Here is an 11,898-nt window from a genome sequence, read left to right as displayed (position 1 = left end):
CCCCCTCACTGATCACTATACAATTCTAGCGCTCTCGCTTATTTAGCTTTTCTATCATTGAAACCATTTTCTCTATCATATAATTCCTTCTCCTGATTCTTCAAAGTGCTTACGCTCATCAGTGTGTGGAGGCGTTGGTATTGCTTTAGTATGATGTGTTTCGAGATTTTCACGGTAATGGAAATCCCCGGCATGAATGTGATTACTGATTGGCCTTTTGCCACTTCTTCTACGCTAATATGATGATTAAAAATAAAGACACAATCCGGACATTCTGATGATTTTGTTGGAAATACACCAATTTCGTTAGGTACTATAATGAACGGTGGTTTCCTTGAATAATTCAACAAATCCTTTGCAAACTCTGTACGTCCCTGCCACGATGAAAAATTATTAATGCACGCCTTATTGAGTAGATCTAGTGGTTTTAACTTGGAGTAATATGTACCATGCGTTGTAATAATTTCACTTTTATTTTCCCCAATGAAAAATGATTTAACCGCCAATACTGTTCGGTTAATTAAAAAAGAATCACACATTCTCAAATGAAAATCCCCCTTTTTACCTGTTATATATGTATGATACCATTTACTTATGAAGATACAAGCAAATTTATCTAAATATGATGAATAATGTAATTATTATGTGTTAAATGTCATTTTCCGCTAACGATACATCACGTATGGTCCCCCAAACGTCCTAAATACACATTGGTTTCCCTATTTCAAATGCACTACGATGTAGTCACCCGGGAATACAAAGCACCGTGCACGGTCTGGAAGGCCGCACAAATGATGACTTTCGAGGACGTTTTGGAGCAGTATGAACCGATGATTTCTGCATCTATCCGCAAATTAAATATTCACCGCAACCATGACAGTTTCAGGCAGGCAGGAAGAGTCGCTTTATGGCAAGCGTGGAACCGTTTTGACCGAGAGAAAGGGAGTTTCACACCATTTGCCTATCGAAGCATTCGGGGTGGCATACTGGATGAATTAAAAATGGAAAACGGATTTGAAGAGCATAACATGCCGACGGATGACGAATCTTTGGCGTATCTAATGGCGTCGGAAATCGCTATCCAGAAAGAAATGCTGAATAGACTTAAGGATGCACTGGACGTATTGCCCCCTGCCGAGCAGGAACTTATCCAATGGCTATTCATAGAAGGACATACGCTTACAGAATGTGCTGAGCGAATCGGAATTACGTTTGAAGGGGTTAGGAAAAGAAGATATCGAGCGCTGGTGAAATTAAGAAGTGCATTATCCTAAGAAAAGCGGAAGGCGCAGCTAAGCTCCGACAGGCATAAGCCGGGTCGGCGGAGCGGTGCTCTTTGCTGCATAGCCCAACCGTCTTATGACCCAAGGAGTTGGCGCATGAAACTTAGACAGCGAGAAAAGGGGTTGCCCTATAGGTCGGTGATTTCCCGCCCTATGAGACAACCCCGTCTCTAAACGACTGGACCTAAGAAATACAATTCTTTTATTTAGAAACATAACTATTGAATTATTAAAATGTGAAATCCAATCGCATAACATTAAAATTCACCTATGGATTTCACCGAATCTTGAGGTAATTATAGTTAGACTATTTAATGTATTGTCTACAAAAAAAGTAAAGCGAGGGATTTATATGACCGAAAACAATCTTAAATTAGTATTACCTGAGGGTTTACAAGAAGAAATGGAAGTCCATGACATATTCATTTGTCCGGGTATGGATGGCGCAAATGTATTGACCATGATTCATGATCAGTCAGCGGAGGCTCTAGGCCACGTTCTAAGGGTTTACATGTTAAAAGCAGAGAACGATACGTTAATTGTTGACTTCGAACTTGAGGCATTTGGATGCCCTAGTCGTGATGCTGCAGTTTTATTTGCAGAACGGCTTCCGCACCTAACCGCATTAGAGCTGTTAATGATTCAAAACGGATATGATTTTGAATTAAGGACGGGGGATCCTCGTATTCTCCAGTAAAGTTCGTATTTTTTAGTTGTACAATAGAAGTAATGGAGATGAGGGATTAATTAATTACAAAACTTCAGCGTATACTCTTAACATTTTCACACACAAATAACTAAAACTCTCAAAATAATTATTTGACCCTGTTTTCCGCTTCAAAACAGAAATTTGAGCCCTAATTCATATGAAACACGGGTTCAAATCTCCGTTTTGTATATTCACTATTTTTTCCACTAGATTGATTCTCTTGAAGTTATTCAGTATGATTGAGTCAATTTAATTGGATGGGGTTTTCCTATCGCTTCATCTATTACGAGTATTGGTCTACAAGGGGTGAAAGGTCTTAGAAGGTCATCGAGTAAGTATATAAAATAGTGCAAATCTCACTCTATAAAAACACTTTTATTAGCGCCGCCCCTTGTAATTTGAATGCAAAAAAGACAAGGACTATTCCCTGTCTTTTCGTTGATTATTGAACAGCGATTTTAAATATAACTTCTTTGCTATCAAAGCTGAAAGATGGAGTGTAGATAAGTTCGTATTCCTTTTGTTCTACTACATCAAAATATAGTTTGCCTTTTAATTGTTTTCCTGCATTGACATTATCACTAATCGCCATTCCGTCATAGCCATAGTAGTCTTCCATTTTTGTACCTTCGGCATCATAAATCGCAAACTCCGTATTATCAATAAACGCTTGCTCATCGTTAGTATTTTTTGCCGTTACATCCAAAGTAACTATTTTTCCGTTCACCGACTCGGAATATTCCGCGGGTTCAGTAAATGTAGCAGAATTAATAGTGATTTCCATACCATCGACAGATACGGTATCTCCAACACCATATACTTTAGATTCTTCTTTTTTTGGTTCTTCTTTTTTAGCTTCCTGTTCTTTTGGAGTCGTGTTCTCCACTGGTTTCACTTCTGTTTCTGCACAAGCACCTAGCACTAGGGCTAAAGCTAATGAGCTTAAAATAAGTGTAATTCTTTTTTTGTATTTCATACTTTTTTTCCTCCTAATTGTCCATCTTATAGATCAGTACTTACTATATATCTATTACCCAGCATGGTCAAACCCATTAAATTCAATCGGCGGCAAGTAATGTCAACATTTAATATGTGACTCGATTTGTTTGCTGTAATTGTTTCTGTGCAACAAAAAACAACCAACAATTCATCCAATTGTATAAACAGCCAATGGAGATTAGATAATCAGGTACCTATCTAATCTCCTGTTCTTAAATATGTAATTGTAGTGAACTGTCAGAATACAGTCTTGTACAGGTACTTGAAATTTAAGTTCTTACTTAAATTCCTCAGGCCCTACATCCATTTTAAAAGTTCCATCTTTATATAAGAGAGGGGATCTTTCTATACCTGATTTCGAGTATGACTCCACATGACTTACTTTCATCTCGTCCTTATCTGTAAAATCAATTTTGGCGATTGCTACCCAGTAAGCAAACTTATTATTTTCGAATAAAGGAGATGTGATTTTTTGTTCCATCTGATTATCGACAACGGCTTTTGCTTTCATTGCTTTGAAACTGCCGACTCCATTGGAAACCGCGCTGTACGCCGCAAATAAAACATAGTTTAGCTGTGATGGATTATGAACAGTAATCGTCTCTTTCCCAGAATTCATCGAGTCCCCATCCAACGTGATAAATGGTGTCTTACTAGCACTACCTAGATTTTTATAATAGACTTTCCCCTCTTGTCCATCTTTCGTGACGTAAAAACAGTATAAGTCCAAATCCTTTTTACTTTTCCATTCCAGTGTCGAAACTACTTTAGCCGTTTTCTTAATTGATATCGTTTCTTTCTTTTTCAGGGTAACGATTAAAGGTTTCACTTCTTCTTTTTCCTCAACAGGCTCAGGAGCGCTTGGTTCATTCATTACATCCAATCCATAATTTTTACATAAAGAAGGAAGTCCTCCATTGAAGCCACTCCCCACCGGGTTCAGTTTCCACTCGCCGTTATGTCGATAGAATTCACCAACAACAATGGCAGTCTCTTGCTGTAGTTCTTCCCCGAAAGTAAATGAAAACAATATTTCCCCACTCAATCGATTTTTCAATCGTAATCTGGCGGAAGAAACTGCACTAAAACGATGCCCTTTGTTCTCTCCCTCATGAATTGTTATGGTAAGTGCGACTTTATGAATCGTATCTGGAATCTGGTTCAATGATAAATGGATTTCATTTTGCCCACATGTAGAGGAAAAATGCTTTACGGATCCATCTTCGCTCGAAGGCTGTCCATAGAATACAAAGCCCTCATCATTTTTACAAAGTCCACTTTTTTCTAACAAAAATGCCGCCCCATCGATTTCAATCTCTTTGTTGGCGGTCGTCCATTCCATAACGGCAACAATATCCGTAATTGCTGTATTTTTCGTAATATCAACTTTTTGCCCTCGTGAAATATTCATGATTTCACTCCCTATCTATTATCTAGTAATAACCCTCTCTTGCACCTCCACCATCACCTTCGACCCCGACGGCAGACAAGGCCCTTTCGCAAACAACTGACCACTCGTTACGTACCATTTAGTGAAAATAATTAATGCACTTTATTTTTTATACACCAGCCTAAACCTTTCACAAACAACAGGGATTTTGTCATTAAAATCCTGCTTTATATTATTAATTTCTTTTTTAAAGAAGAGTTCGTGGACTTCCCGCCAATAATTCAAGGTACGGTCACCTTCACCTTCCAAGTACGCATGTTCAATCGATACTTCATCAAAAGGAACCACTTCTACAAATGTGGTTTCCGCTATTGCAACTGCCTCTCCATCGCCACCCAGGATAATATTGTGAAGTCCAACATACGGTAATTCCTCATTATCCAAATCATATAAAGTATAATTTGACGCTGTTGCTGTTTTAGTTACATCTAACACTAACTTTGCAAGTTCATCAGCCATTTCTTTTGAATCGCCAAATGCCCAAGCTTCATATTCTTTCGGTGCGTTTGGATTATTTTTTCGATAATCCTCCCACATTTTAATAATCGAATCATTATTCATAACTATCAACCTACTTTCTAACAATAAATTATATATTTTAAAATAGTGCCTGTACATTGAAAAAACAACAGAGATTAGATAATTAGGTACCTTAAATTAACTGAAATTAAAATGCCAGCGTTCCCTTTGAATTAAATTTGTTTTAGAACTCGGCCTCCTACATAGTAATTTTATCAATCTTCGGCTCATAAGTTCAATTATGAAAGGAGGAGGAAGATGGAGGAAAAAAGAATCAGTAACTTTGATATCCTAATTTATGCTTCGGCAATTTTTTCTATATTTCTTTTATTCATCATTTCCAACAAGCTTTCTGCACCACTTATTATAGAAATGAATTCAGGAGCATCAATCATTGATTTAATGTTCAGTTCTAAAGAAAATATATCTTTTTTTAAGAACTTAGTTATCCCCATACTGTTATTACTAATTGGAATAGTTATTTTGTCTATATCTTTATGGTACATAGTGAAAAGTATTTTATTTGATAAAGATACCATAGTGAATAAAACTATTTTAGGAATTTTGTCACTTATTTTATTTGTCGTATTAATTAAAACCCTAATTAATATTTGGTCATTATTCTTGATAGCCTTAATTTTTATTATCATAATCTTAGTTATTTTTACAATGTTAGGTTCACTTATGAAATATGATTCACAAAAAGAAAGACGATAGTTCTTAGCTGTTAATGCTACATGAAAAGTTCAAAAAAAATTTCAACAAACAACAACGAACAATTCACCCAATCGCATAAAAAGGACACGTAAATCATAAGTTAAATTCCTCTTTCAAGATACAGAGGAGTTAGGCTTTTTTTACTTTCAAAATCCTTCACTTTGTAAATTTGCACTTTCTGGAGGTTACCCCATTGGTAAACTCATTGGCAACCAGTGTAAAGTCTTGCGGTAATCGCAGATAAAAAACCTGGCAGAAGTGGTTCATTTTTATGGTTGCAATCATTATTAACATTAACAAAAAAAATATCAATACGTTGTCCACTTTATCGAATGATTTGTCTATATAGAGGGTGAAGGCATCACTCGTCTAGGCCAAAGACGTCTTGCTGTCGTCAAAAAAAACACTCGCTATATATGCGGCACTATTTATTTGGAATAGACTAGCCGGTATTCCTCACTAGTAAAACGAACAAATCTAGCGAAGGAGCGACAAGTGTGAGCCGGAGCAATCAGACCAAGGAGGGATGCATTTCAATCCCTCCCTGGGCTTATTGCGTAAGGCCATCACCAAGCGACAATGCGACGAATTCGGAGAACTATTTGGAAGAATCGAGGGTCATTAACGTGCCAGAAAGCAGTCCGCCAAAGCCATTTGAATTAGACTTTAGCGAAGGAGAGGCGTAGCGGGTGCCTGAAATGTGAGTGGATTCGAGCGGTATGCGAGCAGGTTTGGGCGGGCGCGCGGCGTACAACCTTACACAAGTACCTGAAATTCATGGGAATAAATGTCGAGGAGAGTCGGTATTTCCCGGGAAATCATTTCATGTGTCACATTATCTGCAAGCCAATACATAAAAAATTCGGTACATGTTATGTTAAATAGATAATCTCCTGTTCATGAATATTTAATTGCATTGAATTAACTGAATACAACCTTGCATAGGTACTTGAAATTAATTCACCCAATTGTATATAAAGCCAAAGGAGATTAGATAGTCAAGTACCTATCCAATCTCCTGTTTATAAATATGTAATTGTAGCGAATTACCAGAATGATCTCTAAGCACCTGAATTTTTTTCGATATCACCTTTTTAGTTGTTGAGCGCATTATCGAATTCATTCATAAGCCGCTGCAATTCTGCAAACGGTTCACGCATTGTGTCATCGGTAAGTCTCCATTGGTCGGAAAGATGCGTTGAATCTTTCGCTTGCCCTTCCGAACCAAGATGCGCCGTCCTTACAAATTGGGCGTGTGAAAGTCGCGCGTATTGAAGATGCATATCATTGAATTCTTTTTCGTAATCCGTGGGTTCAGTTGTATAGTGATTCGGAAATGTTTCGACAACTTTCTTAGCCTTCAAGTAATATTCGTATCCTTCATTGTTGTTCGCTTCCTTCAATTTTGGGTCATCCAATGGTTCGGAAAGCATTACGTTCATTTCCGCAGCCCATCGAGTGAACTCATTGTCAACCGCTTCGGGTTCAACGGCTACCGCTTCGTTCTCAAAAGTCGTCACGGCTTGGGGGGCTATTGTCGCCGCTTCCACGCCTGTATCCGCATAGCTTATTTTCGTATCATTGAATTGATTCACCCCGACAATTAATCCAATCCCTGCAACAACCGTACATATTAAGTGTTTCGCTTTCATATATGTTTCCCCCTTTTCAGAATTGTTTAAAGTATAACAATGAAATGTAACTACGTATACAAAATGACGGGAAAGCCCCCGCATGTTAAATCGGTACCTGTGCAACAAAAAACAACCAATAATTCAACCGATTGTATAAAACGCCAATAGAGATTAGATTGTCAACTACCTCTCTAATCTCCTGTTCTTAAATATATAATTGTAGTGATTTGCCAGAATACAACTTTGCACAGGTACGCTAAATTCAAACATGTAACTGTTTTGTTATCAACCTTCTTTTAGTCCAAATTAATGTAAATATTAAAAATAGCTCAAATGCGTTCGTCACTGCCCCACTATCTACATTGATAGGTATCGCACTTCCAATAGTCATAACAATGGCACCTATGAAGAAAACTGGCCATTTCGTTTTTTTCCATAAGATCGCACTTGCCACAATGAGAATTAGTGTAACGAACAACACCATAATAGGAGGACCTGTCGCTTCTTCTACATTTGAATAGCTGACGACGCCGTATTCTTTCACTACTTCAAGTTCCAACCCGATAACTTCTATCGAAAATTCTAATATGATTAAGCCCAATGTATAGAGAATGCCTAAAATTAATAGCCACTTTTTCTTTGCCCATTCAATTCCACTTTCCCGTAACGTACCGATCGAATAGATAACAAGCAAGGGTGTGATTAAAGCATGTAAGCAAAAACGAGAAAAGTTTAAGCTTTCTAGTAGCTCTCCTTCACCAATCCACTTACCTGTTGCCAGTAGCAAGTTATCAAAAATAAGCGGCAATATTACGATATAAATAACACTCGTCCATCTTGCTAAATCTTGTTTTCTAATGCCGTATAATCCCCAAACCAATAATATCGTATATAAAGCCGCATAAATAAAATATAAATATGTGTCCATTTAATCTACCTCCTTTCTATTCCATTCCCACATCACGATTGCTTTAACCAGAAGAGTGAATTGTTTGCCGCGGGCTTTGAGAGGTTTCAATCGATATACGAGCGGTCGGACGCGGGCTTCGAGCGGTTTCAATCGATATATGAGTGGTCAGCCGCGAACTTCGGGCGGTTTCCCTCTATATATGAGCGGTCAGCCACGCGCTTCGGGCGGGCTCTATCGATATATGAGCGGTCGACCACGAGCTTCGAGCGGTTTCAATCGATATATGAGCGGGCAGCCGCGAGATTCGGGCGGTCCAACCCGATATATGGGCGGTCACCCAATTATATAAAAAACCAATAGAGTTTAGATTATCAGTTACCTATCTAATCTCCAGTTCATAAATATGTAGTGAATTGCTGCACTAATACCTGAAATTAAAATCCTCAATACTTCATATACTGTTATTACTAAGTATTTTTAACCAAGAGGAGGAACGACATGGACATATTCGTGAGACCCGGAGATTCGTTTTGGAATTTCAGCCGGCTATTCAAGATGCCTCTTCAACTGATTATCGATTCCAACCGAAACATCAACCCACTAATACTTACGGTAGGTCAAAAAATTCAAATCCCAGGATTTGTTGCTATCAATTATACAATTCAAACAGGAGATACTCTATGGTTGATTGCCCAAAGAGAAAATCTTCCTTTGTATACACTATTCCTTGTCAATCCTAATCTTGAACCGAACCGGCTGCAAGTCGGACAGGTGGTAAAAATTCCTAAAAGGATTACCTGGAGGCTTATCAACGGGAAACAAAACTATGATTACGACATCATTATGAATGATATCAGAAGGTTACTAGCCGTTTATCCATTTTTGCAAACCCCTCCTATCGGAAATTCCGTTTTAGGACTGGAAATACCAGAAATCTTGGTAGGTAGTGGAACTAAACGAGTTCATTATAATGGTTCATTTCATGCGAATGAATGGATTACTACCCCTATTATTTTGACCTTTTTAAATGATTATCTGCTTTCCGTAACGAACCAAACGCCTATCCGCGGTCTTTTCACATTCCCTTTTTACCAGCAAACGACATTATCCATTGTTCCGATGGTCAACCCGGATGGCGTAAATTTGGTGTTAAAGGGTCCCCCTGCAGATGAGCCATGGCGAAGCAGCGTTGTTGAATGGAATAATGGGAGCTTGGACTTTTCAGAGTGGAAAGCCAATATAAGGGGTGTGGATCTCAATGATCAATTTCCTGCCAATTGGGATTTGGAAAGAGCCCGCAATCCTAAGAATCCGGGTCCGAGAGATTATGGAGGTGAAAGTCCTTTGTCCGAACCTGAGGCTATTGCGATTGCGGACCTGACAAGAAGACGGGATTTCGCAAGAGTACTCGCTTTTCATACACAGGGAGAAGTGATTTATTGGGGGTACGAAAACCTTGAACCCCCCGAATCTGAAGTTCTTGTTAACGAGTTCAGTAGGGTCAGCGGATACGAACCGGTTCAAACAATTGACAGCTACGCTGGATATAAAGATTGGTTTATTCAGGAATGGCGGAGACCTGGATTCACAGTTGAACTTGGATCAGGAATAAATCCGCTTCCATTAGAACAGTTTGATGAAATTTATCAAGAGGCGTTAGGGATTTTTCTAGCAGGGTTATATATGTAAACTGCGGTACCTAGTATGTTAAATAGATAGTTGGCAAATTTTTTGTGTGCCTGTGTAACAATAAACAACCGACAAATCACCCAATTGTATAAAAGCAGATGGAGATTGTATTATCGGTGCCTATCTAATCTCCAGGTCATAAATATGTAATTGTAGTTAATTGTTAGAATAAAACCTTGCACAGGTACCTAAAATCGTTACAATATAGTAGCCGCTGATCCACGAGAATCTGCGGCTACTTCATTTTTATGAGGGTTAACCAGTTATGGGACTTGGAATAGTGGATGGTACCAAGTTCTGAAATGAATTACGCGGTGCACAGGCATCGATTTTAAGGTTAGTATAGGTGACGAATCTTAAGGGGCAGTAAGGGGAAAAATGAAGATTTTCTTAAGATGAAATAACCCATCCTTGAGCTATACCTCAAGGATGGATTATTATTGTTGTTATTACTTTTTCATTGAATGTTTTTATTCATGCATCAATGATCCATGTCAAGCATCTGGTTAACATTAAGGTTTACAATGGAGCCCATACGCTTAACACTCACATATAAACCTTTCCAAGTACCTGCATAACAATCTGTGTCATCACACGACCGGTAGCTTTGTCTGTGCTCATAATCAACGTACATCGTGCCTTCTGTCTCGCCAGTCGTGTGGATGCGGAATAGATTAGTGCCTGGATCTCTAGTAATTGTGGCGACCTCTCCGACGCCTTTATTTGTTTGTATTGTATGTTTGCCAATGTCCGCTTCTGCTCCCTCATCGTATACAGCAGAAAGATTTTCTTTCAACGTTTCAATTTCAAAATAAAAGTGAGCATCGTTCTGTTTTACATCAATCCCGTAGCGCACTTCATCCCCGTTTTCAAACTGGAGAGTAGCAATGTACTGACCGGCCTTGTCGATTTCAAAGGACATTAAAAGCGGATCTCCTTTGGCATCTTGTTTAAAAGGAACACTGTCAGACACTTTTTCCCCATTCATCGTAGAAAGGGAAAGGTTTTGAAGCTTTTCATTCATCCAATAGATACTCACTTCTGTCGGCAAAACATCCTCTGTCTCTTCTAACGTCAGCTGTAGTTCACCGTTCACCTTTTTAACGTCTACATAATATTTTTTGTAGTTTTTCGCATTGGAACCCTCACTAGGAATTCCCGTAATGTTAAGTTTCCCTGTCCCTTCCTTCAAAGGGATCAATTGAATTTTATCCTGCGTATAGCCTTCTTTTCCGTTTATAAGAATCGGTTTGACAAGTTCTTTATCTGTCCCATTATGAACAATCGTGCGAATCCGATCCCATTCGAAGTCGCTCGCCTCTAGCGTAATCGTCGTCGGTAGTTTCACTTCTTCTGTCGCTCTCAACATTTTGGCTGCTTGCCCTCTCGTAATCGCCGCATTCGGGCTAAATGTAGTAGGCGTCGTTCCTGTTGTTATACCGAGTTTGTAGATGATGAGTATATCTGACGTAATGCCATTCGGATCTTTGAATGGATTTTTTACGTCGCTGTCACGTGGCAGATCAAAAGCTTTCACAAGGATCGCCGCCATATTCTTTCGATTGATCGGATCATTTGGCTTATAACTGCCATCTTGATATCCTCCGATAATTCCTTTTTCCGCCATCGCAGCGATTGCTTTGTAATAGCCGTTCGCTGTAGTTGCTTGTCTGCCGCTGAGCCGGATAACGGCAAGCTGCACGCTAACAGTAATGCGCCAAGCGCTGTCATGATTTTTCTCTTCATCTAATATCTCCCCTTCTCTTCTAACAACAAACCGGTTCCATGCCGGCTGCGTCTGAATTTGGCACCGTATAGACGGAGGAAACGGAGAAAAGTTTCAAAACTTTTAAATTTCTTTTTATGCATAGTATCCTTTTAATTGTTTGTGTGCCTGTGGTCAAGCCCCTTAAAAATGGACATGAAACAATTGCTTAAATCGTGCCACTAAGCACTCATATGATACTTAGCTAAAAAAGATGACGGTG

The 11,898-nt window shown here is 38.9% G+C and carries 11 protein-coding genes; 3 read left to right on the top strand and 8 right to left on the bottom strand.

Annotated elements, in window-relative coordinates; translation table 11 throughout:
- Window positions 1-38: 38 nt before the first annotated feature.
- The gene (locus tag AC1TO6_RS14710; RefSeq protein ID WP_482102480.1) at window positions 39-539 is read right to left on the bottom strand and encodes a competence protein ComK; all 501 of its coding nucleotides are present in this window, start codon (window positions 537-539) and stop codon (window positions 39-41) included.
- 252 nt (window positions 540-791) lie between these two features.
- Here AC1TO6_RS14710 and AC1TO6_RS14705 point away from each other — a divergent pair, with 252 nt between their 5' ends.
- Both AC1TO6_RS14705 and AC1TO6_RS14700 read left to right on the top strand, forming a co-directional pair.
- Window positions 792-1,274: a sigma-70 family RNA polymerase sigma factor gene (locus AC1TO6_RS14705; RefSeq protein WP_482102373.1), complete on the top strand. Its 483-nt coding sequence runs from the start codon at window positions 792-794 to the stop codon at window positions 1,272-1,274.
- A 361-nt stretch (window positions 1,275-1,635) separates the two neighbouring features.
- Complete coding sequence (locus AC1TO6_RS14700; protein WP_482102372.1) at window positions 1,636-1,980, top strand: hypothetical protein; 345 nt, start codon at window positions 1,636-1,638, stop codon at window positions 1,978-1,980.
- Between the two features lie 454 nt (window positions 1,981-2,434).
- On the opposite strand, the gene AC1TO6_RS14695 is transcribed toward AC1TO6_RS14700, so the two are convergent.
- From AC1TO6_RS14695 to AC1TO6_RS14670, 6 genes are all read right to left on the bottom strand, one after another.
- Entirely contained in the window at window positions 2,435-2,968 is a 534-nt protein-coding gene (locus AC1TO6_RS14695) for a DUF4352 domain-containing protein (protein ID WP_482102371.1), read from the bottom strand.
- Window positions 2,969-3,268: 300 nt separating this feature from the next.
- Window positions 3,269-4,402 carry a TerD family protein gene (locus AC1TO6_RS14690; RefSeq protein ID WP_482102370.1) on the bottom strand — a complete coding sequence of 378 codons (1,134 nt, stop codon included), beginning with the start codon at window positions 4,400-4,402 and terminating at the stop codon, window positions 3,269-3,271.
- A 141-nt stretch (window positions 4,403-4,543) separates the two neighbouring features.
- Complete coding sequence (locus AC1TO6_RS14685; protein WP_482102369.1) at window positions 4,544-5,002, bottom strand: ASCH domain-containing protein; 459 nt, start codon at window positions 5,000-5,002, stop codon at window positions 4,544-4,546.
- A 254-nt stretch (window positions 5,003-5,256) separates the two neighbouring features.
- Window positions 5,257-5,610, bottom strand: a complete 354-nt coding sequence (locus AC1TO6_RS14680; RefSeq protein WP_482102368.1) for a hypothetical protein — start codon at window positions 5,608-5,610, stop codon at window positions 5,257-5,259.
- Between the two features lie 1,161 nt (window positions 5,611-6,771).
- A complete protein-coding gene (locus AC1TO6_RS14675; RefSeq protein ID WP_482102367.1) occupies window positions 6,772-7,329 on the bottom strand; it encodes a hypothetical protein in 558 nt (185 codons plus the stop codon).
- Between the two features lie 244 nt (window positions 7,330-7,573).
- Window positions 7,574-8,239, bottom strand: a complete 666-nt coding sequence (locus tag AC1TO6_RS14670; RefSeq protein ID WP_482102366.1) for a hypothetical protein — start codon at window positions 8,237-8,239, stop codon at window positions 7,574-7,576.
- Between the two features lie 480 nt (window positions 8,240-8,719).
- Here AC1TO6_RS14670 and AC1TO6_RS14665 point away from each other — a divergent pair, with 480 nt between their 5' ends.
- Window positions 8,720-9,910: a M14 family metallopeptidase gene (locus tag AC1TO6_RS14665; protein WP_482102365.1), complete on the top strand. Its 1,191-nt coding sequence runs from the start codon at window positions 8,720-8,722 to the stop codon at window positions 9,908-9,910.
- 481 nt (window positions 9,911-10,391) lie between these two features.
- Here AC1TO6_RS14665 and AC1TO6_RS14660 read toward each other — a convergent pair whose 3' ends face one another.
- Window positions 10,392-11,612, bottom strand: a complete 1,221-nt coding sequence (locus AC1TO6_RS14660; protein ID WP_482102364.1) for an S-layer homology domain-containing protein — start codon at window positions 11,610-11,612, stop codon at window positions 10,392-10,394.
- Window positions 11,613-11,898 lie beyond the last annotated feature (286 nt).

This window comes from Sporosarcina sp. Y352 (assembly GCF_056786535.1).
This window is presented reverse-complemented; position numbering and strand designations above follow the sequence as displayed.

Excerpts from the sequence above, each read along its gene's own strand:
- AC1TO6_RS14680 (WP_482102368.1), bottom strand. The coding sequence starts at position 5,610 with ATGATAATAAAAATTAAGGCTATCAAGAATAATGACCAAATATTAATT.
- AC1TO6_RS14700 (WP_482102372.1), top strand. The coding sequence starts at position 1,636 with ATGACCGAAAACAATCTTAAATTAGTATTACCTGAGGGTTTACAAGAA.
- AC1TO6_RS14665 (WP_482102365.1), top strand. The coding sequence starts at position 8,720 with ATGGACATATTCGTGAGACCCGGAGATTCGTTTTGGAATTTCAGCCGG.
- AC1TO6_RS14690 (WP_482102370.1), bottom strand. The coding sequence starts at position 4,402 with ATGAATATTTCACGAGGGCAAAAAGTTGATATTACGAAAAATACAGCA.
- AC1TO6_RS14705 (WP_482102373.1), top strand. The coding sequence starts at position 792 with ATGATGACTTTCGAGGACGTTTTGGAGCAGTATGAACCGATGATTTCT.
- AC1TO6_RS14710 (WP_482102480.1), bottom strand. The coding sequence starts at position 539 with ATGTGTGATTCTTTTTTAATTAACCGAACAGTATTGGCGGTTAAATCA.
- AC1TO6_RS14670 (WP_482102366.1), bottom strand. The coding sequence starts at position 8,239 with ATGGACACATATTTATATTTTATTTATGCGGCTTTATATACGATATTA.
- AC1TO6_RS14685 (WP_482102369.1), bottom strand. The coding sequence starts at position 5,002 with ATGAATAATGATTCGATTATTAAAATGTGGGAGGATTATCGAAAAAAT.
- AC1TO6_RS14675 (WP_482102367.1), bottom strand. The coding sequence starts at position 7,329 with ATGAAAGCGAAACACTTAATATGTACGGTTGTTGCAGGGATTGGATTA.
- AC1TO6_RS14695 (WP_482102371.1), bottom strand. The coding sequence starts at position 2,968 with ATGAAATACAAAAAAAGAATTACACTTATTTTAAGCTCATTAGCTTTA.